This window comes from Paracoccus shanxieyensis, from assembly GCF_009711265.1.
GTDB classification, from domain to species: domain Bacteria; phylum Pseudomonadota; class Alphaproteobacteria; order Rhodobacterales; family Rhodobacteraceae; genus Paracoccus; species Paracoccus shanxieyensis.
The window spans coordinates 79,439-103,541 of record NZ_WMII01000002.1; the positions used below are offsets into that span (position 1 = coordinate 79,439).

22 protein-coding genes are annotated in these 24,103 nt (G+C 66.7%); 14 read left to right on the forward strand and 8 right to left on the reverse strand.

What is annotated here, in order from left to right; translation table 11 throughout:
* Nucleotides 1–52 precede the first annotated feature (52 nt).
* Complete coding sequence (locus tag GL284_RS02370; RefSeq protein WP_155043057.1) at nt 53–841, reverse strand: inositol monophosphatase family protein; 789 nt, start codon at nt 839–841, stop codon at nt 53–55.
* 159 nt (nt 842–1,000) lie between these two features.
* Here GL284_RS02370 and GL284_RS02375 point away from each other — a divergent pair, with 159 nt between their 5' ends.
* The 5 genes from GL284_RS02375 to GL284_RS02395 all read left to right on the forward strand — a co-directional run bounded on the left by GL284_RS02375 (nt 1,001) and on the right by GL284_RS02395 (nt 5,986).
* Nucleotides 1,001–2,107, forward strand: a complete 1,107-nt coding sequence (locus tag GL284_RS02375) for an NADH:flavin oxidoreductase/NADH oxidase (protein ID WP_155043058.1) — start codon at nt 1,001–1,003, stop codon at nt 2,105–2,107.
* Between the two features lie 147 nt (nt 2,108–2,254).
* Nucleotides 2,255–3,007, forward strand: a complete 753-nt coding sequence (locus tag GL284_RS02380) for an exopolysaccharide biosynthesis protein (RefSeq protein ID WP_230383120.1) — start codon at nt 2,255–2,257, stop codon at nt 3,005–3,007.
* Between the two features lie 38 nt (nt 3,008–3,045).
* Entirely contained in the window at nt 3,046–4,317 is a 1,272-nt protein-coding gene (locus tag GL284_RS02385; RefSeq protein WP_155043059.1) for a hemolysin family protein, read from the forward strand.
* On the forward strand, nt 4,310–5,023 hold the full coding sequence (locus GL284_RS02390) for a hypothetical protein (RefSeq protein WP_155043060.1): 714 nt from the start codon (nt 4,310–4,312) through the stop codon (nt 5,021–5,023). Before GL284_RS02385 ends, GL284_RS02390 begins: the two co-directional genes overlap by 8 nt.
* 39 nt (nt 5,024–5,062) lie before the next feature.
* Nucleotides 5,063–5,986 carry a hydrogen peroxide-inducible genes activator gene (locus GL284_RS02395; RefSeq protein ID WP_155043061.1) on the forward strand — a complete coding sequence of 308 codons (924 nt, stop codon included), beginning with the start codon at nt 5,063–5,065 and terminating at the stop codon, nt 5,984–5,986.
* Here GL284_RS02395 and GL284_RS02400 read toward each other — a convergent pair.
* The 5 genes from GL284_RS02400 to GL284_RS02420 form a co-directional block, all read right to left on the reverse strand.
* Nucleotides 5,976–6,830, reverse strand: a complete 855-nt coding sequence (locus GL284_RS02400) for a TonB family protein (RefSeq protein ID WP_155043062.1) — start codon at nt 6,828–6,830, stop codon at nt 5,976–5,978. The genes GL284_RS02395 and GL284_RS02400 overlap by 11 nt on opposite strands.
* The gene (gene exbD, locus GL284_RS02405; protein ID WP_155043063.1) at nt 6,827–7,354 is read right to left on the reverse strand and encodes a TonB system transport protein ExbD; all 528 of its coding nucleotides are present in this window, start codon (nt 7,352–7,354) and stop codon (nt 6,827–6,829) included. The genes GL284_RS02400 and exbD overlap by 4 nt, the downstream gene beginning before the upstream one ends.
* A gap of 3 nt (nt 7,355–7,357) precedes the next feature.
* Nucleotides 7,358–8,596 (reverse strand): tonB-system energizer ExbB, encoded by a 1,239-nt coding sequence (exbB, locus tag GL284_RS02410; RefSeq protein ID WP_155043268.1) that lies wholly within the window; start codon nt 8,594–8,596, stop codon nt 7,358–7,360.
* Nucleotides 8,597–8,749: 153 nt separating this feature from the next.
* Complete coding sequence (locus GL284_RS02415) at nt 8,750–9,784, reverse strand: siderophore-interacting protein (RefSeq protein WP_155043064.1); 1,035 nt, start codon at nt 9,782–9,784, stop codon at nt 8,750–8,752.
* A gap of 115 nt (nt 9,785–9,899) precedes the next feature.
* Nucleotides 9,900–11,930, reverse strand: a complete 2,031-nt coding sequence (locus GL284_RS02420) for a TonB-dependent receptor domain-containing protein (protein ID WP_155043065.1) — start codon at nt 11,928–11,930, stop codon at nt 9,900–9,902.
* Between the two features lie 147 nt (nt 11,931–12,077).
* Here GL284_RS02420 and GL284_RS02425 point away from each other — a divergent pair, with 147 nt between their 5' ends.
* The 4 genes from GL284_RS02425 to GL284_RS02440 are packed head-to-tail and all read left to right on the forward strand — an operon-like array spanning nt 12,078 to nt 15,821.
* Complete coding sequence (locus GL284_RS02425) at nt 12,078–13,106, forward strand: hemin-degrading factor (protein ID WP_155043066.1); 1,029 nt, start codon at nt 12,078–12,080, stop codon at nt 13,104–13,106.
* Nucleotides 13,103–13,984, forward strand: coding sequence for a heme/hemin ABC transporter substrate-binding protein (locus tag GL284_RS02430; RefSeq protein WP_155043067.1), 882 nt, complete (start codon nt 13,103–13,105; stop codon nt 13,982–13,984). Before GL284_RS02425 ends, GL284_RS02430 begins: the two co-directional genes overlap by 4 nt.
* Entirely contained in the window at nt 13,984–15,051 is a 1,068-nt protein-coding gene (locus GL284_RS02435; protein ID WP_155043068.1) for a FecCD family ABC transporter permease, read from the forward strand. Before GL284_RS02430 ends, GL284_RS02435 begins: the two co-directional genes overlap by 1 nt.
* On the forward strand, nt 15,048–15,821 hold the full coding sequence (locus tag GL284_RS02440) for a heme ABC transporter ATP-binding protein (RefSeq protein ID WP_155043069.1): 774 nt from the start codon (nt 15,048–15,050) through the stop codon (nt 15,819–15,821). Before GL284_RS02435 ends, GL284_RS02440 begins: the two co-directional genes overlap by 4 nt.
* An 85-nt stretch (nt 15,822–15,906) precedes the next feature.
* Here the strand turns inward: GL284_RS02440 and GL284_RS02445 are convergent, their stop codons facing one another.
* On the reverse strand, nt 15,907–17,079 hold the full coding sequence (locus GL284_RS02445) for a pyridoxal-phosphate-dependent aminotransferase family protein (protein WP_155043070.1): 1,173 nt from the start codon (nt 17,077–17,079) through the stop codon (nt 15,907–15,909).
* A 129-nt stretch (nt 17,080–17,208) separates the two neighbouring features.
* On the opposite strand from GL284_RS02445, the gene GL284_RS02450 reads away from it, so the two are divergent.
* From GL284_RS02450 to dinB, 3 genes are read left to right on the forward strand one after another with little or no spacing between them, the layout of a single operon-like run.
* A complete protein-coding gene (locus GL284_RS02450) occupies nt 17,209–18,948 on the forward strand; it encodes an ABC transporter ATP-binding protein (protein ID WP_155043071.1) in 1,740 nt (579 codons plus the stop codon).
* Nucleotides 18,948–19,664: a CAF17-like 4Fe-4S cluster assembly/insertion protein YgfZ gene (ygfZ, locus tag GL284_RS02455; RefSeq protein ID WP_155043072.1), complete on the forward strand. Its 717-nt coding sequence runs from the start codon at nt 18,948–18,950 to the stop codon at nt 19,662–19,664. The genes GL284_RS02450 and ygfZ overlap by 1 nt, the downstream gene beginning before the upstream one ends.
* Nucleotides 19,661–20,755, forward strand: a complete 1,095-nt coding sequence (gene dinB / locus GL284_RS02460) for a DNA polymerase IV (RefSeq protein WP_155043073.1) — start codon at nt 19,661–19,663, stop codon at nt 20,753–20,755. Before ygfZ ends, dinB begins: the two co-directional genes overlap by 4 nt.
* On the opposite strand, the gene GL284_RS02465 is transcribed toward dinB, so the two are convergent.
* A complete protein-coding gene (locus GL284_RS02465) occupies nt 20,746–21,624 on the reverse strand; it encodes a DUF533 domain-containing protein (protein ID WP_230383121.1) in 879 nt (292 codons plus the stop codon). The genes dinB and GL284_RS02465 overlap by 10 nt on opposite strands.
* Before the next feature lie 283 nt (nt 21,625–21,907).
* On the opposite strand from GL284_RS02465, the gene tuf reads away from it, so the two are divergent.
* Complete coding sequence (tuf, locus tag GL284_RS02470) at nt 21,908–23,083, forward strand: elongation factor Tu (RefSeq protein ID WP_155043075.1); 1,176 nt, start codon at nt 21,908–21,910, stop codon at nt 23,081–23,083.
* A gap of 620 nt (nt 23,084–23,703) precedes the next feature.
* Complete coding sequence (locus GL284_RS02475) at nt 23,704–24,099, forward strand: VOC family protein (protein ID WP_341870302.1); 396 nt, start codon at nt 23,704–23,706, stop codon at nt 24,097–24,099.
* The last annotated feature ends 4 nt before the right edge of the window (nt 24,100–24,103 follow it).

Below are 24,103 nucleotides of genomic sequence, written 5' to 3' on the forward strand. Positions count from 1 at the left end.
CTGCGCTTGGTATGGAAGCCATGCGCCCGGCCAGCCGAAACGTCAACCGCGCTTAATCGCGGCTGCGGATGATTTCGGCGAAGCCCTCGAATAGCTGTGCGTTGGAGGCAACGATATTGCCGGATTCGATGACGCTTTCCTCGGAGCGGATCGGCTCGACGAAGCCGCCGGCTTCCTTGACCAGCAGGATGCCCGCCGCCACGTCCCATGAATGGATGCCGCGTTCCCAATAGCCGTCGAAGCGGCCGCAGGCGACATAGGCCAGATCCAGCGCCGCAGCGCCCCAGCGCCGCACGCCCGCCGTCACCGGCATCAGGCGCGACAGGTCGCGGATGGTGGCGGGCAGCGTGCCACGGCCTGCAAAGGGCACGCCGGTCGCAAAGATCGATTCGATCATCTGCCTGCGCCCCGAAACCCGGATGCGGCGGTCGTTCAGAAACGCGCCATCGCCCTTTTCGGCGGTGAACATTTCGTCCTTGGCCGCGTCATAGACCACGGCGGCGACGATTTCGCCCTTGTGCTCCAGCGCGATGCTGACGGCCCAATGCGGCAGGCCGTGCAGGAAGTTGGTCGTGCCGTCCAGCGGGTCGACGATCCAGCGGCGGGTGGGGTCTTCGCCCGCTTCCGCGCCGGTTTCCTCGCCGATCCAGCCATAGTTCGGGCGGGCGCCGCGCAGGTCTTCCTTGATGATGCGTTCGGCCTCGCGGTCGGCGCGGCTGACGAAATCGCCTGCGCCCTTGACCGAGACCTGAAGGTTTTCCACCTCGCGGAAGTCCTTGACGAGGCTGCGGCCCGCCTTGCGCGCGGCCTTGATCATGATGTTGAGATTGGCGCTGGCCATGGCTTTTCCTTTATGGGATTGGCTGCCCTATTAGGCGAAGGCTGGCGAAAAGTGAAGAACCGGCGCGGCAGGGCCGTCATTCCGTCGCAGAAGCCGCCTTGCAGGCTTGCAGCCCGCGTTTTGTCCCCTACCTGTTAACCCACACAGCCGGAGGACCAGATGTCCCAACCCAAGCTTTTCCAGCCGATCCAGATCGGCGGCGCGACCCTTGCCAACCGCATCGTCATCGCACCCATGTGCCAGTATTCCGCCGAAGACGGGCAGATGACCGACTGGCATCTGATGCATCTGGGGGCGCTGTCGCAATCGGGCGCGGCGATCCTGACCATCGAGGCCACGGCGGTCGAACCGCTGGGCCGCATCACCTATGGCGATGTCGGGCTTTATGACGACGCGACCGAGGCCGCGATGGCGCGCGTCCTGAAGGCCCTGCGCGCATGGTCCGACATGCCGATCGCGATCCAGCTTGCCCATGCCGGGCGCAAGGCCTCGTGCCAGAAACCGTGGCAGGGCGGCAAGCAGATCCCGCCCGATGCGCAGAACGGCTGGCAGACGGTCTCGGCCTCGGACCTGCCTTTTGCCGAAGGGGACAATGCGCCGGTGGCGCTGGACCGTGCGGGCATGGACCGGGTGCGCGACGCCTTTGTCGCCTCGGCAGAACGTGCGGTGCGGTTGGGCATCGACGCGATCCAGTTGCACGCCGCGCATGGCTATCTGCTGCACCAGTTCCTGTCGCCCTTGTCGAACACCCGCCGCGACGACTATGGCGGCAGTCTGGAAAACCGCATGCGCTTCCCGCTTGAGGTCTTCGCCGCCGTCCGGGCCGCCTTGCCTGCGGGCTATCCGCTGACCATCCGCGTCTCTGGCACCGACTGGGCCGAGGGCGGCTGGGATGTCGAGGGCAACATCGCCTTTGCCCGCGCGCTTGAGGGGCTGGGCTGCGATGCCATCCACGTCTCCAGCGGCGGGCTGGACCGCCATCAGCAGATCCCCGTCGGGCCCAGCTATCAGGTGCCTCTGGCCCGCGCGATCAAGCAGGCGGTGGCGATGCCGGTGGTCACGGTCGGGCTGATCACCGAGCCGCAGCAGGCCGAGGCGATCGTGGCCACGGGTGAGGCCGACATGATCGCCCTTGCCCGCACCGTGCTTTATGATCCGCGCTGGCCTTGGCACGCGGCAGCGGCCCTTGGCGGCCATGTCAAGGCATCGCCGCAGTTTCTGGCCGCCGCACCGCGCATGGCACCGGGGATTTTCAGCCGCGATTGATGGCATGGGCGGATGGCATGGGCGCCCGGCAATGCCTTGTCCCTCGCCGGGCAGCCCCGCCGCAGGGTGGCGGGAAAGCCGCGATCCGCAAGGTCATCCGTCAAGAATGGTTGTCCTTCTGCGCGGGGCTGTTAGTATGCGGCCCATATGGAAACCGGAAAAAGCCGCCGACCGCTGATGATCGACGACAGTTCCGACAAGCCCGAGCCACCGCGACGATGCGAGCCGGGCAAGGTCGACCCCGTCATCCCCATCGGGGATGAACCCCAGCCGGAGCCCGGCAGACCCCGCCGTCAAGCGCGGACGCGCCTGTCGCGTCGCCTCAGACAGCTTGCCGATGACCCCTCGCGCGACAGGATCGCCATTGCCGATCTGCTGCTGCTGATGCCGGGGCAGGCGCTGGCCGCGCTGATCCTGATCTTTGCCGCCCCGAATGTCGTCCCCGGCCCGCCGGGGCTTTCGGCGATTCTGGGCCTGCCCATGGTCTATCTGACCTTTCAACTGATGCTGGGCCGCAGGCCGTGGTTGCCGCCGGTCATTGCCGGGCGCAGCTTTGCGCGCAGCGATTTCGCCGCGATGGTCCAGCGCATCGCCCCGCTGCTGGCGCGTCTGGAAAAGCTGCTGCGCCCGCGTCTGCCCGCTTTGGTCAGCTGGAACGCCGAACGCATCGTCGGCAGCTTCTGCTTTCTGCTGTCGATCATCATCCTGCTGCCCGTGCCCTTGGGCAACATGCTGCCCGCGCTGGCCATCAGCCTGATGATGCTGGGCCTGCTGGAGCGTGACGGGTTGTGGGTCGGCATCGGCTTTGCCCTTGGCATCGGGTCGCTGTTCATCGTCGCCGGTGTCGTCTATGCCCTGATCAAGGGCGTCTTCTTCCTTTTCGCACGCGTGTTCGACTGATGCGACGCGCAAACCCCAATCGGACCTGAACCCCCTCCATGTGGCTTGAAATCCTGATCGTGATCCTTCTGACTCTGATCAATGGCCTGTTGGCCATGTCCGAGTTGGCCATCGTCTCGGCCCGTCCGGCCCGGCTGAAAGTGCTGGCCGAGCGAGGCAGCCACGGCGCCGAAACCGCGCTGAAGCTGGCCGAGGATCCGGGCCGCTTCCTCAGTTCGGTGCAGATCGGCATCACGCTGGTCGGCGTGCTGTCGGGCGCATTTTCCGGCGCGACGCTGGGCCAGCGTCTGGCCGATGCGCTGCCCGGCTGGGGCGTGCCCGCCACCATGGCGCAGCCCTTGGGCATGGGGGGCGTGGTCGTGGCCATCACCTATATGTCGCTGATCTTTGGCGAGCTTGTGCCCAAGCAGATCGCCCTGCGCGCGCCGGAAACGATGGCTGCGCGGGTGGCGCCGCTGATGCGCACCATCTCGCGCATTGCCGCGCCGCTGGTCTGGCTGCTGGATCGGTCGGGCAAGCTGGTGCTGTCGCTTCTGGGCCAGACCGGCAGCGACAATCGCGGCATCTCGGATGAGGAGATCCGGCTGGTCATCGCCGAGGCCGAGACGGCGGGCGTCATGCACCGCGCCGAGACCGAGATGATCGCGGGCGTCATGCGCATCGCCGACCGCAGCGCGCGCGGGCTGATGACGCCGCGCCGCGACATCATCGCGGTGGATCTGTCCGACAGCTATGCCATGGTCGCGCAGAAGTTTCAGGAAGGCCACCGCACCCGCCTGCCGGTCAGCGATGGCGAGGAAAACAACATGGTGGGCGTGGTCGCCAGCGCCGATCTGATCGCGGTCGATGCCGCGAGCTTCGATCTGCGCGCGCTGATGAAGACCGCGCCGATCATCCCCGAAACGCTGGACGCCCCCGAGGTCATCACGCGCCTGCGCGCCTCGCCGGGGCAGATGCTGCTGGTCTATGACGAATACGGCCATTTCGAGGGCGTGGTGACGCCGATGGATGTGCTTGAGGCGATCACCGGCGAATTCTCGGGCCTTGACGACGACGAACCGAAGCTGGTCGAACGCGATGACGGCTCGATGCTGGTGGCGGGCTGGATGCCTGCCGACGAATTCGCCGACCGGCTGGGCGTGTCGCTGGACGAGGACCGCGACTTTTCCACCGTGGCCGGGCTGGTGCTGGATCTGGCGGGCGCGATCCCGCAGGTGGGCGATGTCGTCGAATGGCATGGCTGGCGCATCGAAGTCGTCGATCTGGACGGCCGCCGCATCGACAAGCTGCTGGTGGCACGGCGTGGATAAAGCGCGCAAGCGCCCCGTGGACCGGCAGGGGATGGTTCCCGTTGACGATCCCGCGCTGAAGCAGATCTCGCGCCGGTTTGAAAGTCTGGGCGAGAATTGCGAATTCGGCTTTGCCCTGCGCAAATGCGGCAACGAAGACAGCCAGCTTTTGCGATGGGCGGTGACGCCCTTTCCGGCGCTGATCGACCTTGTGCGCCATCCGCCCGAACGCATCTATCTGCGCGAGAACCTTGAGCCCGCCGCCCCGGACATGGTGCGCGACCGCGGCACCGGGCTGGGGTTTCACTGCGCCTTCCGCTTTCGCGAGGGCGCTGCGGGCTGGGAAAGCCTGCCGCAGGACCGCGATCCGGATGCGCTTTATGCCGATGACGCGGGCAAGTTCGCGCATCTTTATGACAAGTTCCGCCGCAGGCTGCGCAATGGCAACCGGATCTTTGTCTACAAGTTCTACAAGGATCAGCCGCTGCCGCCGCTGACCGAGTTGCGTCGGCTGCAACAGGCTTTGGCTCAGGCCAGTCGCCGGCAGCCGGGGCTGGTGGTCGTGGCGCGTGATCCCGGCCTTGACCGCGATCTGCGGGTTGAACCCAAGTCCGACGGCCTGATCCTTGCCCGGATGCGCGATTACGTCGACAACGCCGAATACCGCACCGCCAGCTATGGCGTCTGGCACGATATGATGCGCCAGACCGCCGCGCTTTTGCCGTAATCCGCTTTTCATGGCGGGCGAAGTTGATAACCATGGGTTATGAGCTTCACCCTGCGCCAGATCGCCTATTTCCTTGCCGTCGCCCGGCTGCGCAACTTTGGCCGCGCCGCCGAGGCCAGCCATGTCTCGCAACCCGGCCTGTCCAGCCAGATCGCCCAGCTTGAAGGCCGGCTGGGGGGCGCGCTGTTTGAACGCGGCGCGGGCAGCGGTCCGGTGCGGCTGACCGCCTTGGGCGAACGCCTGCTGCCCGCCGCGCAGGAACTGATGGACAATGCGCAGCGGCTGGAGGCCATGGCCCGCGCCGGGCGCGAACCCTTGTCGGGGCGGCTGCGGCTGGCGATCATCCCGACCGTCGCGCCTTATCTGATCCCGCATCTGGTGCCTGCGCTGCGCGAGGCGCATCCGGCGCTGGATCTGGAACTGCATGAGGTCGTGACCGACGATCTGCTGGCGGGCGTCGCCGCGCATCGCTTCGATGCCGGGCTGATGGCCCTGCCCACCGGCATGGCGGGGATCGAGGCCGAACCCGTGCTGCGCGATGCCTTTCTGATCGCCATGTCCGGCGATGACACGACATATCTGTCCGGCCCCGCGCGTCCCGAAAGCCTTGCGGTCGAACGTCTGCTGCTGCTGGCCGAAGGGCATTGTCTGCGCGATCAGGCGCTGGAGGTCTGCGGCTTGCGCAGCGCCCGGCGCAAGCTGAACCTTGAAGCGGCCTCGATGGCCACGCTGATGCGGATGGTCGCCAGTGGCATGGGGATGACGCTGATCCCGGAACTGGCGCTGCCCGAGGAAAACCGCGACGGACGCCTGCGGATCGTGCCCTTTGCCGCGCCTGCGCCGTCGCGCGATCTGGCGGTGGTCTGGCGGGCCAAGGCCGAGGCGGGCACGGATGCGCGGGCGCTGGCCGGGGTGATCCGTGGCCTTGCGCCCGTGCTGGGGGTGCAGCCGATCAGCCGTTGATCAGCACCGGCAGCGTCATCGAGGTCGATTGCCCGGTCGGTGGCGCGGGCATCTTGGGCAGGCGCGCGGCCTGACGGCTGATCGCCGCATCCATGCGCGGATCGCCGGTCGATCCGGCCAGCCGGGCGCCCGATACCGCGCCGCTGGGCGTGATCGTGAACACCACCGTGACGCGGATGCTGTCGCCCCGCCCGTTCAGCCGCGTGCGGCCCATATGGCGCGCCACAGCCGACTGCACGCGCGACTGCCAGCTTGCGATCTGACGCGGGGACGCGGCCCCGGCATCGGCCTGCGGGGCCGCCGAGCGGTTGGCCTGCGGCGCGCGGACCTGCGTGCGGGCCTGTTGGGATTCCTGACGTTCCGGCGCGCGTTCGCGGCGTTCTTCGCGCTTGGGTTCGGGTTCGCGCTGCGCCACCTCGGGTTCCGGTTCCTTGGGACGTTCCGGGCGCTGCTGCGGGCGCACCGATTTTTGCAGCACCACCGCGTCGGGCGGCGGCGGGAACAGCGAATTCATGTCCGGCATTGGCTCAAGCTCGGGCAGGGGCTCGGCCATGGCGAAATCCGGCGTGGGTTCGGGCTCGGGCTCGGGTTCCGGTTCGGGTTCCGGCTGGGGCTCTGGCTCGGTTTCTTCCAGTTCCGGAATTTCCTCTTCGGTCGGAGGCGCCGCAGCTTCCGGCATCGGGGCCAGTTCGACGAAGACCGGATCGGGGATGCCCGGCGGCGTCGCCGCCTCGGCCCGGTGCAGGATCCACAGCGCGCCGCCCAGATGGGCGGTCAGGACCAGCACGGCGGCCGATCCCCAAAGCGCGCTGTCGCGCATGACGTTGAACCGGCCTTCGCTCATGGTGCGGGTGCTCCTGTGGCAGGCGTGGCGGGGGCGGGGGCTGCGGCGGGGGCAGCAGGCGCCGTTGCGGGCTGCGTGCCCACGGTCGGCGCGATGCCGCCATTCGATGCCGCTTCCAGACCGACCAGCGCGATCTTCAGATAGCCCGTCTCGCGCAGGGTGTTCATCACGCCCATCAGGTCGCCATAGGTCACGGCCTTGTCGGCGCGCAGGAAGATGCGCTGTTCGCGGTCGTTGTTGGTGGCCTGCGCCAGCGTCGCCGCCAGCGCCCCCGGCGCGATGTCGTCATTGCCAAGCGCCAGCGTCAGGTCGGGCTTGACGGTGATATAGACCGGCTGATCGGGACGCTGCGCCGGCACCGCGTTCGAGACCGGCAGATCCACATTCACGTCCACCGTTGCCAGCGGTGCCGCCACCATGAAGATGATCAGCAGCACCAGCATCACGTCGATAAAGGGCGTGACGTTGATTTCGTGGTTTTCGGGCAGGTCGTCGCCGCCGCCCTCGCGGATACCTCCGGCCATGGATCAGACCTCCGAACGGGTGCCGCGAAAGTCCAGATCGCGGCTGACAAGACGGCGCACCCCGGCCGAGGCATTGGCAAGGCGCAGCCTGTAGCCGGTGATGGCGCGGGCAAAGACGTTATAGATGACGACGGCGGGAATGGCCGCGACCAGACCGATGGCGGTGGCCAGCAGCGCCTCGGCGATGCCGGGGGCCACGACGGCAAGGTTCGTGGTCTGGCTTTCGGAAATGCCGATGAAGCTGTTCATGATGCCCCAGACCGTGCCGAACAGACCCACGAAAGGCGCGGTCGAGCCGATGGTGGCCAGAACGCCGGTCCCGCGACCCATGGTGCGGCTGGCGCTGGCCTCGATCCGGTCCAGATGGCTGTCGACGCGCTCTTTCAGGCCGCTGTCGCCTGCCACGGCCAGCGCCGGGGCCGAGCGGTCGTATTCGCTGGCGGCGGTGCGGATCATGCGCGACACGGGATCGCGGCGATTGCCGATCGAGGACAGGGCGGCAGGCAGGCTGCCCGCGTTTTCGATGCGGCGGATGCCATTGGCGACGCGGCGCTGTGCATTGCCCAGCTCCAGCAGTTTGGCGACCAGCACGGTCCATGTCACGATCGAGGCAAAGATCAGCCCCAGCATCACGCCCTTGACCACCCAGTCGGCGGCCCAGAACATGCCCATGGGCGACAGGTCATGCGGCAGGTTCGGGTCGCGTTCCTGCGGTGCAAGAGGCGCAAGGATGTTCTGCAGCATGCTGGGCTCGGGCTCCGGGGTTCCGGGCGCAGAGGTTTCGGATGTTGCGGTTTCAGGCGTCGCGGTTTCGGGCGCTGCCGTCGCGGGCAGGCTGACGGCGGGCGCGTCAGGTGTGGTGGCAGCGGGGGCATCCGTCGCGGCAGGGGCGGCTGCGGGATCTGCCGGGGCGGTTGCTGCGGGTTCAGCGGCGGGTGCGGGATCGGCAGCGGGTGCGGGCGTCGCAGCTTCGGGCGTCGCGGGTGCAGGGGTCGCAGGCTCGGCGGGCGCAGGCTGGGCGGGCGCAGGCTCGGCGGGCGTGATCGCCTCGGGCGCTGCGGGGGTGGGCGCTGCCGGGGTCGTCGCGGGATCCTGAGCAGGGGTCGCAGGCGCTGCCGGAGCCGGGATTTCCGTCTGCGTCTGCGGCTGGGTTTCTTGCGCAAGGGCAGGCGCGGCAAGCATCAGGCAGGCAAGCGTAAGGGCGGTCCCCGCGCGGAGGCGCGGCAGCGACATGTGGCTCATGGTGGTCCTTCGTGTCTTCGACATGTGTCTGTCCGCCTCGGGCTTGCACGGGGCCGGAAAAGGGCTCGACCACCGCCTGGCTGCGGGTTTACGCGCCGGGTATCGAACGTCGGGGTAAAATTGTCAACTATAGCAGGGGCATTATTGGACGCGTCAGGCCGTCCAATAGCCCGCAAGATGAGTGCGCGCCTTGTCATGCCCCAATTCGTTGAGGATCAGCTTGCGCAAGGCGGTGATTTTCGTCTTTTCCGACGCCATCCACAGGTAAGTCTCGGCTGTGGGGGGCTTTTCGGCAAGGATCCGGCCAAGCTGCGCCTCGTCCTTGGGCAGGTGAATCACCTGCAGCCCGGCATGCGGCGGCAGCGGATAATCGTCGCGCGTTCCCAGCAGATAGACCTGCCCCGTCGCATCGGGCCGAAGCTGCATCATCCGGGCAAGGGCGGGATAGGCGGTTTCATCGCCTGCCAGAATCAGCTGCGCGGCTGCGGGAATGCCGCCGCCGCCCGGACCGGACAGGCCGATCCGGCGACCTTCGGGATTGGCGCGCGCCCATTCCGTCACGCGCCCGCCGTCATGGACAAAGATGTCGGTATCCAGCCAGCCCGCCTCAAGGTCGATATGGCGCACGGTATAGGCCGGGCGGTGCAGCGCCTTCGCCCCCGAGGGCCAGACGGTCTGGCCATTTTCGGCAATGCGCGGCCATTCGGGCGTGGAATCGCCCTCGGGGGGCAGAACCAGACGGAAATGGATCGAATCCTCGGTCGCCAGCCGCGCAAGGTTGGGTGCGTGCAGGCGCAGGCGGATGAAATCCTGCGCGATGCGCTGCGCCTGTCCGACGCGGGCAAAGCTGAAATAGGGCGGGATCTTGCCCGCATCGGCCAAGGACGACCAGCGCATGGCGCGGGCCTTGTCCGGCAGGATCTCGGCCAGATGATAGACGATGGTTTCCTGCAGCGAAAACAGCCACTCGGCCCGATGCGCGCGGGCAAAGATCAGCACGTCGTCGCCGCGCTTCTTGGCGCCGAATTCGCCCATCTGGGTTTCGCACCATGTCGAGCGGCCATGGCCTTCGTGCAGGTCCAGCCCGTGTTCGTCCGCCTCATGGCGCAGCATCTGGTCCACCACGGCGAAGTCGGTGGCGGGCAGCATGGCTTCGGACTGGTATTCGGGCAGTTCGGTGACGCGCATCTGGGCCTCCTGTCATCAAGTCAAAATGGCGATTGCGGCGCGGGGCCGCAATCGCCGGAAGAAAAAGGCCCGCCCGGTCTGTGACACGGGCGGGCAGGTGAATCCCTCGCAACCCCTAGAAGCTGCGCGAGACCGAGAGCTTGAAATTCCGGCCCGGAGCCGGTCCGCTGACCCAGCTTGCGGGCGTGTAGTCGCGGTCGGTGACGTTATCGACACCCATGTGGAATTCGACCCCCGCCAACTGGCCCTGCTGGGGCGCATAGGTGGCGAAGATGTCGTGGACGCCATAGCCGCCGCGATGATCGCCATCGGGCTTGTCGCGGCCCGCAGCCAGCGTGCTGCGCGCGCCGATGCGCCATGCGTCCGTTGCCTCATAGACCGCCGACAGCGTCAGGCGGTCATTGGGCAGCGAATTCAGATCGGTGCCGTCCTGATCCTTGCCCTCGACGACCGAGACCGCCGCGCCCAGATCCCAGCGGCCGACGGCATAGCTGGCCTCGATCTCGCCGCCGCGCAGATAGGCTTTGTCGATATTGGTGTAATAGGCCATCGGCCCGTCGCCCGAGCGGGCGATCATGTCGTCGATATGGTTGCGGAACAGCGTCAGCTTGAGCACCGCCTCATCGCCATCGGCCAGCAGCGAGGTGCCGCGATACGAGGTGCCGATTTCAAGGTTCTTGCCCTTTTCGTCCTTCAGGTTCGGATTGGGCGCCGTCACCATCGAGCCGTCGTAAAGTTCATCCACCGACGGGATGCGGTTCACGAAGGCGACCGAACCAAAGACCGACCATTGCTCGTTCAGGCGATAGATCGCGGCGACCTGCGGCTCGACGGCCTCGAAGTCGCGGTCCTGCGCATCGAAGCTGACCGAATCCTTCGGCTCGGCGCGCTGGCGTTCATAGCGCAAGCCGCTGTTCACGGTCAGATTGCCAAAGGTCACCTCGGACAGCGCATAGGCCGACCACGCGCGGGTATAGCCTTCGGGATGCGACGATGACGGCACCCGCGACGACCGGTCCTGCTTCCAGACCTCGACCCCGGCGGTCAGGTGATGGTCATAGCCGGTGCCCGACAGATCGGCGGTATTGGCGACCTTCAGCTTCCACAGGCGATAGTCGCGGCGGCCCAGCAGGCTGTCCATGATCGGTTCGGCCGGATCGTCGCCCTGCCGCACGTCCTTCATGGTGTTGGAATAGGACAGAGTGGCGGTCAGATCGACATAGCGGTTGTCTTCCGGGTTCCAGCCCCAGATCAGCCGCGCGGTCTGATCGCGCGTGGTGATGTCGCCCACGCCCCAGGAAAAGCCCGGATAGAACAGATCCTTTTGCCCGCCTTCCAGCTGGTTGAAGTCCTGATCCGTCCCCTTCGCCTCAAGGTGCTGATAGGAAAACGCGACATACTGGTCGCCAAAGGTCTTTTTCGCCTTCAGAAGCAGGTTCGGCGTCTTCGAGTTCGAGCGCACGATGGTATTGCCATCGGCATCCTGACTGTCGCCCAGCTTGCGCCACGCGAATGCCGCCAGCGCCTCGAAATCATCTGCCGGACGCCAGCCCATCGCCACGCTGCCAAGGATGGTTTCGGGGTTCGAGGCATAGCCCAGCTTGGCCTTGCCGCCGAAGGTCTTGCCGTCGGGGATCAGGTCGCCCGGCTCGATCGTTTCCATCGCGATGACGCCCCCCAGCGCCCCCGAGCCATACAGCGTGGAGGATCCCGGACCGCGCAGCACCTCGACCTGACGCAGGAAGTCGGGTTCGACGAACAGCGCGCCCTGACGATAGGATTCGTAATATTTCTTCTCGCCGTCGATCAGCTGGACGATGCCTGCCTCGGATGCGGCATTGCTGGCCGCGCCGAAGCCGCGGATGTTGAAGCCCTGCCCGAAGAAGCTGCCCGAGCCGACGCCCGCCACGCCGGGAACCGTCGCCAGCACCTCGCCGATATGGATGGGGGCGATGTCGTCCAGATCCTGACTGCCGACGACCGACACCGATTGCGGCACTTCCGAGGCGACCTTGGGCGTCCCGGCGCGCAGCACCAGCGGGTCCAGCACATAGGATTGCGCCTGTTGGGCGGCGGCAGGAAGGGCGAAGCCTGTCAGGCAGGTCGAGCCGGCAAGCAGCACGGCGGTCAGCGAATGGCGTGGCATGTGTCCCCGAAGCGTTGTCATTGGCATCAGCTGGCTTGGGGGCTCGCATCTTGCGCTGCGTTAATTATTCTGACTAAATCTGTCAATCATGATTCAATGCCCAGCCCGCGTGCCAGAGGTATTCCGCAGAACAGCAAGGCCCCGACCATGACACAGCGTTCCCCCGCAGACCTGCGCCGCCTTCAGGCCGAAGATACCGGCCGTCCCTTTGATCTGGCCGACCGACTGGGCGTCCCCGAGGCTGCGCTGGTCGCCGCGCATGTCGGGCATGGCGTCACCCGCATCAAGGCGCTGCCGGGCGATCTGATCCCCGCCGTGCAGCGTCTGGGCGAGGTGATGGCCCTGACCCGGAACCGGTCCTGCGTGATCGAGAAGGTGGGGGTCTATAACGATTTCCACGATGGCGAACACGCCTCGATGACCACCGATGCCGAGATCGACCTGCGCATGTTCCCGCGCCATTGGGTGCATGCCTTTGCGGTCGAGAAGGGGGACCGGCGCTCGGTTCAGGTCTTTGACGCGGCGGGCGATGCGATCCACAAGGTGCATCTGCGCGACGCATCGGACCTTGCCGCATGGGACGCGCTGCGCCGCGATCTGGCGGTCGAGGATCAGACCGACCAGGCCGAATTCACCGCGCGCGAGCCGGTCGAAGGCGCGAAAGCCGCGCCCGAGCGTCTGGATGCCCTGCGCCGCGAATGGTCCGAAATGACCGATACGCATCAGTTCAACATCCTGATCCGGCGGCTGAAGATGAACCGCCTTGGCGCCTATCGCATCATCGGCGCGCCGTTCGTGCGGCCCTTGTCGGTCGATGCCGTGCCCGCGCTGCTTGAGCGGGTGAACGCCGATGCCGTGGGCGTGATGATGTTCGTCGGCAATCAGGGCTGCATCGAGATCCATTCCGGCCGGTTCGAGGTGCTGCACCCGATGGGGCCTTGGCTGAACGTGATGGATCCCCGCTTCAACCTGCATCTGCGCGGCGATCACACCGCCGAGGTCTGGGCCGTCGAAAAGCCCACGAAGCGCGGCCCCGCCATCTCGGTCGAGGCGTTCGATGCCGACGGCGCGCTGATCTTTCAATGTTTCGGGCTGCGTCCGGAAAAGGGCGGCGATGCCGAGCAATGGGCCGGGCTGGTCGCGAACCTTCCCGCGCTGGCCGAGGCCGCAGAATGAGGGCGCTGGTCCTTGCCGCGCTGATCGCGGCCCCGGCGGCGGGCGCTGCGGCCGAAAGCCATCCCGATGCGCAGCGTGTGCTGTCCATTGGCGGCTCGGTCACGGAAATCGTCTACGCGCTGGGGGAACAGGACCGGCTGGTCGGGCGGGACCAGACCTCAAGCTGGCCACCCGAGGCGGCAAGCCTGACCGATGTCGGTTACATGCGGGCGCTGTCGCCCGAAGGCGTGCTGTCGGTATCGCCCGATCTGATTCTTGCCGAGGATGGCGCGGGCCCGCCCGAGGCGGTCTCGGTCCTGAAATCGGCGGGCGTGCCCTATGTCACCGTCGATGAGGGCTATGATAGCGCAGGCGTGCTGCGCAAGGTCGACGAGGTGGCCGAGGCTTTGGGCGTCGCCGACAAGGGCCGCGCGCTGCATGACAGGCTGGCGGGCGAACTGGCCGATGCCGAAACCCGCGCCAAGGCGGTCGGCACGCCGAAAAAGGTGATGTTCGTGCTGTCGCTGCAAGGCGGGCGGGTGATGACGGCGGGCAGCGATACCTCGGCCGACGGGATCATCCGGCTGGCGGGCGCGCAGAACGCGATCTCGGGGATCGAGGGCTACAAGCCGCTGACCGATGAGGCGATCATTGCCGCCGCGCCCGATGTGATCCTGATGATGCAGCGCGGCGATGCGCAGGCCGACGCCAATGCCAATGGCGGCAACAGCCACGGGGCGGCCAAGGAGGCGGCGCTGGCGCTGCCCGCGCTGGCCCAGACCCCCGCCGGGCGCGACGGTGCGGTGGTGATGATGGACGGGCTGAAGCTTCTGGGCTTTGGCCCGCGCACCGGCGAGGCGGCGCTGGAGCTGCATGAGCTGGTCTATGGAGGCCCCTGATGGTGGCGATCAGCCCGGATCTGCCGTTGCAGGGCGATCGCAGCCACCACGCGCGGCGGCTGGCGGTTCTGCTGGCCGGGCTGCTGGTGGTGGTGGCGGTGGTGTCGCTGGGCTGGGGCGCCTCGGGGACGTCATTGCCGCGCGCGGTCGGTGATCTGCTGGCGGGGCGCGAACTGGCGGTGCAGGACCGGGTGGTGCTGCTGGATATCCGTCTGCCGCGCGTGCTGATGGGGGTTTTCGTCGGCGCGTCGCTGGCGGTATCGGGCGCGGTGATGCAGGGGCTGTTTCGCAATCCGCTGGCGGATCCGGGACTGGTCGGCGTCAGCGCCGGTGCGGGTCTGGGCGCGATCCTTGCCATCGTGCTGGGCGGCGCGCTGCCTGCGGCGCTGGCCGGGGTCTTTGGCTGGTATCTGGTGCCCTTTGCCGCGTTCTTCGGCGGCTGGACGACCACGCTGGTTCTGTATCGCATCGCCACGCGGCGCGGGCGCACCTCGGTTGCGACGATGCTGCTGGCGGGGATCGCGCTGGCCGCGATCATGTCGGCGGTGGCGGGGGTGGTGATCCTGCGGGCCAATGACGCGCAATTGCGCGACCTGACCTTCTGGGGTCTTGGCTCATTGGCCGGGGCGAACTGGCCCAAGCTGCTGGCGGCGGCTCCGATCATGGCGCTTGCGCTGGCCTGTTCGCCGATGCTGGCGCGCGGGCTGAACGCGCTGGCGCTGGGCGAGGCCGCGGCGGGTCATGTCGGCATCCGCGTTCAGCGCGTCAAGAACCGCGCCATTCTGACGGTCGCCGCCGCAACCGGCGCTGCGGTCGCGGTGTCGGGCGGCATCGGCTTTGTCGGCATCGTCGTGCCGCATCTGCTGCGGCTGGCCATCGGGCCCGATCACCGCTGGCTGCTGGTCAATTCGGCGCTGCTGGGGGCGGTGATGCTGCTGGTGGCCGATATGGTCAGCCGCACGGTCATCGCGCCGGCGGAACTGCCCATCGGCATCGTCACCGCGATCTTTGGCGGGCCGTTCTTTCTGTGGATCCTGCTGCGCAATCGCGGAGTGCTGGATCTATGAGCCTTGTCGCACAGGATATCCATGTCCGGCTGGGCGTCAGCCATGTCCTGCAGGGCGTATCGGCCAGCGCGCATCCGGGCGAGCTGACGGTGATCGTCGGGCCGAACGGCTCGGGCAAGACCACGCTGATGCGGGCGCTGACCGGGGAGTTGCGCTGTCAGGGCCGCGTGACGCTGAATGGCCTCGACATTGCCGCCCTGCCGCCCGAGGTGCTGGCGCGACGCCGGGGCGTGCTGCCGCAGATCGCCGCGCTGTCCTTTCCCTTCACCGTCACCGAGGTCGTGCGCATCGGGCTGGAGGCGCGGGGCGAACGTGCCGATGCGCTGATCCTGTCGGCGCTTGCGGCGGTGGATCTGCCGGGATTTGCCGGGCGGCTGTATCAGGAACTGTCGGGGGGCGAACAGCAGCGCGTGCAACTGGCCCGCGTGCTGGCGCAGGTCTGGGAGCCGGTCGGCCCGGACGGCCCGCGCTGGCTGCTGCTGGATGAGCCGGTCAGCAGTCTGGACATCGCCCATCAGTTGACCGTGATGCGGCTGGCGCAAAGCTATGCGCGGCGCGGCGGCGGCGTGATCGCGGTGATGCATGATCTGAACCTGACCGCGCTTTATGCCGACCGTGTGGTGCTGATGCAGAAGGGTCGGGTCGCCGCCGAAGGCCGCCCGCCCGAGGTGCTGACCGATGCCATCCTGTCCCGTGCCTATGGCTGTGCGCTGCGGGTCAATGTCGTGCCAAGCGACGGGGTGTGGATCCTGCCGCACGCCGCTGCGTGATGTGGTGCAGGTGGCGGGCATTGCATGAGTATTTGAAGAACGAAGAAGACCGGGGCGATTGTCCCGGTCCTTGGCGGTTTGCGGGTCAGGCGGCGTCGGCAATCAGTTTTGCCGCTGCTGCGGTGCCGCCGGGGGCGTGCGGGATGCCAAGCGCCTGCATGCCGGATTCGATCACCGCCAATGTGCCAAGAAGCTGATGCGCATTGGCATGGCCCATATGGGCGATGCGCAGCGCGGCATCCGGATCGGGCGCGCCAAGGCCCACGCCCAGCGTGACGCCCGCGATCTCTTGCGTCCAGCGCCTGAGTTCGGTGGCGCGTGGCATGGCGACTGCCGTGACCGAGCGCGCGCGTCCCGCCGGATCCGCGACCATCGGCGCGATGCCCGTGCCGCCCTGACCCCATGTCTCGAGTGCCGCCCATGTCGCGCGGGCCAGAACCTCGTGCCGGTTCCATGCGACGGGCAGGGTCTCTTCGTCCATCAGCAGGTGCAGCGCCTCATTCATGCCGAAGATGTGCTGGACGGGCGGCGTGCCGCCCCAGAATTGCCACAGCTGGTCGGCCTGCATCCGCGGATGCCAGTCCCAATAGGGCGTGGTCAGGTCGCTGCGCCCGCGCGCCCGGACCCGGTCCGAGAACCACAGAAGCGCCAGTCCCGGCGGCACCATCAGCCCCTTCTGGCTGGCCGAGACCAGCAGGTCGATGCCCCAGTCATCCATGAACATCGGCTCGCATCCCAGCGAGGCGATGGCGTCGACGGCAAAGAGCGCCGGGTGATCGCCCATCGCCGCGCGCAGGGCCGGGATGTCGGCACGGGCCGAGCTGGCGGTATCGACCTGACAGACCAGAACCGCGGTGATGCTGCCGTCCGGGTCCTGTGCCAGCCGGTCGGCAAGGCGCTGCGGATCGGGGGGCAGGGTGCCGAAATCCAGTTCCTCGATTTGAATGCCCAAGGGACGGGCCGAGGCGGCCCAGCCGCGGCCGAAATGGCCCGAGGTCAGCACCAGCGCCCGGTCGCCCCGGTTGAAGAGGTTGACGTTCGCGGCCTCCCATCCGGCATGACCATTGCCGATATAGGGCGCGCAATGCGCCGAAGTTCCCGCCAGCCGTTTCAGCTGCGCGATCATGCGCAGGTTCTCGGCCGCCAGATCGGCGCCGTAGATGTCGGGCGCGGGCCGGTGCATCGCGCGCAGCACGCGGTCCGGGACGGGCGAAGGGCCGGGGATGGCGATGACGGGGCGGCCCTGTGCGAAGCTCATGTCGGAAAGCCTTGTTCTGCTAACCGCATATCGGTAGGGCCACGGGCCGCTGGCGTCAACGCCCGGCGCGGGTTGCCCTGACACCCTGCTGCGCTTATCCCTTGGCGAAACGTGATGCGGAGAAGGCAGATGGCGGACAAGTTGCAGATCACGGCCAATCTGTTTTCGCGGATGTGGCGGGATTATCTGCATCCCTATACGGGCCGCATCCTGCTGGCGCTGTTCTTCCTGATCCTTGAGGGCTCGACGCTGGGTCTGCTGAGCTGGATGCTGAAGCCGCTGTTCGACCGGGTGTTCGTCGGCGGCGATGCCGGGGCGATCTGGTGGGTCGGCGGCGTGATCTTCGGGCTGTTCCTGATGCGGGCGGCGACCTTTGTCATCAATCGCAGCCTGATGACCTCGGTGTCGCTGGCGGTGTCGACGACCATGCAGACCGACATGCTGCGCCACATCATGACGCTGGACGGCGATTTCTTCCAGAAGAACCCCCCCGGCGCGATGATCGAGCGGGTGCAGGGCGACACCATCGCGGTGCAGGGCGTGTGGTCGACCTTCATCTCGGGCGCGGGGCGGGACATGGTGTCGCTGGTGTCGCTGTTCGGCGTGGCCATCGCGGTGGATCCCGAATGGACGCTGGCCGCGCTGATCGGTGCGCCGCTGCTGATCCTGCCCACCGTGCTGGTGCAGCGCTATATCCGGCGCAAGATGCGGCAGAACCGCGTCAGCGCCAGCCAGCGCGCCACCCGGCTGGATGAGGTTTTGCACGGCATCAATGCCGTCAAGCTGAACCGGATGGAGGATTATCAGGCCAGCCGCTTTGGCCAGATCGTCGAACATATCCGCGTGGGCCAGATCAAGATGTCGGCCATCGGCGCGACCGTTCCGGCGCTGGTCGATGTGGTGACCGGGCTGGGCTTCATGGGCGTTCTGTTGTTGGGCGGGGCCGAGGTGATGTCGGGCGAACGCACGGTGGGCGATTTCATGTCGTTCTTTACCGCCATGGCGCTGGCTTTCCAGCCGCTGCGCCGTCTGGGCAGTCTGACCGGGACATGGCAGATCGCGGCGGCCAGTCTTGAACGGATCTATGCCATTCTGGACATGCGCCCGGCGATCACCTCGGGGCCGCGCACCGAACTGCCGCCGGATACGACGATCCGGCTGCAGGATGTGCGGATGTCCTATGACGGGCATCCGGTGCTGAACGGGCTGAGTTTTACCGCCGAGGCGGGGCAGACCACCGCGCTGGTCGGTCCTTCGGGCGCGGGCAAGTCCACGGTCTTCAACCTGCTGACGCGTCTGGTCGATCCCGAAGGCGGCGCGATCACGCTGGGCGGCGTGGCCTTGCGCGACTATGATCTGGCGGTCCTGCGCGATCAGTATTCCACCGTCAGTCAGGATGCCGCGCTGTTTGACGAAACCCTGCGCGAGAATATCCTGCTGGGCCACCCCGAGGACGAGGCCCGGCTGCGGCAGGCGACCATCGCGGCGCATGTCGCGGATTTCGCGGATAACCTGCCTGCGGGGCTGGAAAGCTCGGCCGGGCCGCGCGGGTCGGCCTTGTCGGGCGGCCAGCGGCAGCGCGTCGCCATCGCGCGGGCGATCCTGCGCAATGCGCCGGTCCTGCTGCTGGACGAGGCGACAAGCGCGCTGGATGCGCAAAGCGAACGGCTGGTGCAGCAGGCGCTGGACGAGCTGTCGGTGGGCCGCACCACGCTGGTCATCGCTCACAGGCTGTCCACCGTGCGGCAGGCCGACAAGATCGTGGTGATCGAGGCGGGCCGGGTTGTCGAGGAAGGCAGCCATGACCAACTGATGCAACAAGGCGGTGCCTATGCCGCATTGGTCAAACTGCAATTCGGAGACAAGTGATGCGGCAGATTCTGGCGATCTCGGGCGAGGATCGGGTCGAATTCCTGCAAGGTCTGGTGACGAACAAGGTGGGCGAATTGCCCGCATGGGCCGCGCTGCTGACGCCGCAGGGGAAATATCTGGCGGATTTTCTGGTGATCCCGGAAGGCGGGCGGCTGCTGATCGATGTGGATGCGCGGCTGGCGCCTGACCTGATGCGGCGGTTGTCGATGTACAAGCTGCGCTCCAAGGTCGCGATCGAGGCGGTGGATCTGTCTGTGGCGCGCGGCATCGGCGACATGCCGGATGCGGGCATTGCCGATCCCCGGCACGAGGCCTTGGGCTGGCGGCTTTATGGCGGGCAGGGTGATGACGGCAGCGACTGGGACGCCATCCGGGTCGCGCATTGCATCCCCGAAAGCCTGATCGAACTGATACCGAATGAGACCTTCATCCTTGAGGCCGGGTTCGAGCGGCTGCATGGCGTCGATTTCCGCAAGGGCTGCTATGTCGGGCAGGAAGTCACCGCCCGGATGAAGCACAAGACCGAGTTGAAAAAGGGCCTTGTCACGGTCGGGATCGAAGGCGCGGCCCCGGTCGGCACGCCGATCCTTTTGCCCGACGGGCGCGAGGCGGGCGTGCTGTTCACCCAATCGGGCGGGCGGGCCATTGCGCATATGCGCTTCGACCGCATGGTCGAGGGGCTGACGGCGGGGGATGCCCGCATCCTGCCATGACGCCGGACGACGCCGGCCCGCGCATCCGCCGCATCGTGCATGTGGATATGGATGCGTTTTATGCCAGCGTCGAACAGCGCGACAATCCGGAACTGCGCGGCAAGCCGGTGGCCGTGGGCGGCGGGCAGCGCGGCGTGGTTGCGGCGGCCAGCTATGAGGCGCGGCCCTTTGGCGTGCGCTCGGCCATGCCGTCCATGCGGGCGCGGCGGCTGTGTCCGGACCTGATCTTCGTGAAGCCCCGCTTCGAGGTCTATCGCGCCGTCAGCCAGCAGATCCGCGCGATCTTTGCCGATTATACTCCGCTGATCGAACCCTTGTCGCTGGACGAGGCCTATCTGGACCTGACCGACCATCTGGGGGGCCGCACGGCCACACGCATCGCGCAGGAGATCCGCCTTCGGATCCGCGAGGCAACGCGGCTGACGGCCTCGGCCGGGGTCAGCTATAACAAGTTTCTGGCCAAGCTCGCCTCGGATCAGCGCAAGCCGGATGGGCTGTTCGTCATTCCGCCCGAGGCGGGGCCGGACTTCGTGCAATCGCTGCCCATCGGCCGGTTTCACGGCATCGGCCCGGCGACGGCGGCGCGGATGGAGGCGCATGGCATCCGCACCGGCGCCGATCTGGCGCAGCAGAGCCTTGAGTTTCTGTCCGCGCGCTTCGGCAAATCCGGCATCTATTACTGGAACATCGCCCGCGGCATCGACAACCGCGAGGTGCGCCCCGACCGCATTCGCAAATCCATCGGCGCCGAGAATACCTTTTTCGAGGATCTGCGCGACATCGCGGCGGCCCGGGCCGAACTGGAACCTTTGGCCGACAAGGTGTGGCGGCACGCGCTGCGCAACGACACGACGGGCCGCACCGTGACGCTGAAGGTGAAATACGGGGATTTCCGGCAGATCACGCGGGCAAGATCGCTGTCTGCGCCGGTGGAAAGCCGCGAGCAGATCCTGACGATTGCCTGCGATCTGCTGGGGCCGGTCTTTGCCGATCCGCATGGCGTGCGCCTGCTGGGGATCACGCTGTCGGCGCTGGAGACGGCGGGGGCGGAACCCGCCCCGCGCCAGCTTGGCCTGTTCGATCAGGCGTAAAGGTTGGTCGCGCCGACCTGATCGTGGATGCCGTTGACGGTGGCCTTGTCCAGTTTCAGCTCGGTCGCCAGCGCGTGCAGGTATTCGGCTTCCTTGCGGTTGTCGAATTCGATGGCCATCAGCGACATCAGATAGACCTGCGGGCCGTAACCTTCGGGCGTTTCGCGGGCCAGCGCAGCGGCATCGACCGGGGCAGCCATCTGTTCGCGGATGAACTGCTTTTCCTCTTCGTCCAGTTCGCCGAATTCCTTCATCAGATGTGCGCGCTCGTTCTCGTCGATCTCGCCATCGGATTTCGCGGCCTGGATCATGGCTTTCAGCATCAGGCCGGCCAGCGCGTTCTGTTCGGCGGTGGGCTGGGTCGCGGGCTCGTCGTTATTGGCCAGCGCGTCGTTGAACAGCTCGCCGAAACTTGCGTCGTTCTTGGCCTGCGCGCCCCGCTGGGCCAGTCCGCCGGTCGCGGGGGTGGCCGGTTTGGCATCGGCGGTGTCCGCCTGCGCCTGCCCGCCGCCCAGAAGGCCGCCCAGCAAGCCGCCCAGTCCGCCCGCCGCAGCGCCGCCTGCCAGAATGCTGCCCAGCCCGCCACCTGTGCCGGCCTGCGATCCCGACCGCCCCGAGGATGCGGTCAACTGGTCCAGAATTCCGCCCAGACCGCCCGAGGCGCGGCCCGCAGGCGAATGCGCCCCGCCATAGGACGATCCCGATCCGGTGCGGCCGCCCAGCACCTGACCCAGCATGCCGCCAAGCCCGCCGCCGGTTCCGGCCTGCGTGCCAGTTTGGCCTGCGGTGTTGTTTTTCAGCAGATCGTCAAGGATACCGCCCGAGGGCCGCCGCCCTGCCGTGGCGCCGCCTTGTGCATTTTTCATCATGGCGCCAACCCCTTTGGCCAGCATGATACCGGCCGCGACGCGGGCGAAAGATTTCATAAGGCTCATCTTATCCTCCGACATGGAATAGTGGCCTGCGCGTGGCAGGCCAGTGGCAATAGCTACAACAGCACCGGCGGGGCCGGGTTCCCGAACTGTGGCACTTGCCCCGCAGCTTCGCCAGCGATGTTTGCTGCCCTTGATTTTTCCCCTGCGCACTTATAAGTCGCGGCGGATGTATCACGACGGGGCTGTCGCGCGGGTGGCCCCCCGATAGGAGGCCATGATGGCAAAGGCAAAGTTTGAACGTAACAAGCCGCACGTCAACATCGGGACCATTGGTCACGTTGACCACGGCAAGACGACGCTGACGGCTGCGATCACGAAGTATTTCGGTGAATTCCGGGCCTATGACCAGATCGACGGTGCGCCGGAAGAGCGTGCGCGCGGCATCACGATCTCGACCGCGCATGTGGAATACGAGTCGGAAACCCGTCACTACGCCCACGTCGACTGCCCCGGCCACGCCGACTATGTGAAGAACATGATCACGGGTGCTGCGCAGATGGACGGCGCGATCCTGGTGGTGAACGCGGCTGACGGCCCGATGCCGCAAACGCGCGAGCACATCCTGCTGGGCCGTCAGGTCGGCATTCCCTACATGGTCGTCTACCTGAACAAGGTCGACCAGGTGGATGACGAAGAGCTGCTGGAACTGGTCGAGATGGAAGTGCGCGAGCTGCTGTCCAGCTATGACTATCCCGGCGATGACATTCCGATCATCAAGGGCTCGGCGCTGGCCGCGATGGAAAGCCGCGATCCCGAGATCGGCGAGAACTCGATCCGCGCGCTGATCGCGGCTGTCGACGAATACATCCCGACGCCCGAGCGCGCCGTGGACCAGCCGTTCCTGCTGCCGATCGAAGACGTGTTCTCGATCTCGGGCCGCGGCACGGTTGTGACCGGCCGGATCGAGCGCGGCGCTGTGAACGTCGGCGACGAACTGGAAATCGTGGGCATCCGCGACACCAAGAAGACGACCTGCACGGGCGTGGAAATGTTCCGCAAACTGCTGGATCGCGGTGAGGCTGGCGACAATGTCGGCGTTCTGCTGCGCGGCATCGACCGTGACGGCGTCGAGCGTGGTCAGGTTCTGGTGAAGCCGAAATCGGTGACGCCGCACACGACCTTTGAAGCCGAGGCCTATATCCTGACCAAGGAAGAGGGCGGCCGCCACACGCCGTTCTTTGCGAACTACCGTCCGCAATTCTACTTCCGCACGACGGACGTGACCGGCACGGTGAAGCTGCCCGAGGGCACGGAAATGGTGATGCCGGGCGACAACCTGAAGTTCGAGGTCGAGCTGATCGCCCCGATCGCGATGGAAGAAAAGCTGCGCTTCGCCATCCGCGAAGGCGGCCGCACCGTTGGTGCAGGCGTCGTGTCGAAGATCATCAAGTAAGCATCGCTTGCGCAGATGATCCCGAGACGCCCCTGCTTTGGTGTGTCGCAGATCATCACGTGATGCGGCGCGGGTGAGAGCCCGTGGCTTGTGAGACTGGAAAGGCCGTCCCGGATCGGGGCGGCCTTTTTGGTTTGGTGCGGTGGGGGCCGGCGCTGGGGTGGCGCGAGACGGGAGAGGGGCGCGCGGCTGGCGCGGGCGGGTGCCTCCGGCGGGAGTATTTGGGGGAACAGAGAAGGTGGGGGCATCGTTGGTTGTCGCGTCGGGCGTGTCTTGGGCAAAAAGGCGGGATCTTTGGGGTGCGGTATCGCTTGGGTGGCGGTTATGGGCGTGCCGCGAGATGACGTGTTTTCAGGCGCGGGGCTGTCGTGTTTGGGATGATGAGGGCGTCTTTCGCGGAGGGGTGACCCGTGGTATTTCCAAGCTTCACGCCGGGAGACGAGCGGCACGAGGCGCGCAAGTTCATCCCGCTTCTGCGCTGCGGCGGCGTGATCCGTCTGGGCAAGGATACCGCGGCGCATTGGATTGCCGCAGATTATGCGCCTGTCCTATGCTGGCCACTACCGCCTTGCGCGATGCCGCCCTAGTCTGGGTTACAGAACCCAAGACGGAGGCCTTTCGTGGCGAAATATATCCATTCCATGATCCGCGTGCTGGACGAGGCGAAATCGGTCGCCTTCTATGATCGGGTCTTTGGCCTGAAGGTTGCCGAGCGGCTGGATTTCGAAAGTTTCACTCTGATCTATCTGTCGAACGGCGAAAGCCCGACCGAACTTGAATTGACGGTGAACAAGGACCGGACCGAGCCCTATGATCTGGGCGATGGCTATGGCCATGTCGCCTTTTCCGTGGATGACGTGGATGCGCTGCATGCCCGGCTGGAGGCCGAGGGTCTTGCGCCGCGCAAGCTGGTCGATTTCGCGCCGGGGGGCGAGGTGATCGCGCGTTTCTTCTTTATCGCCGATCCGGATGGCTACCAGATCGAGGTTTTGCAGCGCGGGGGCCGTTATCTTTGACGGC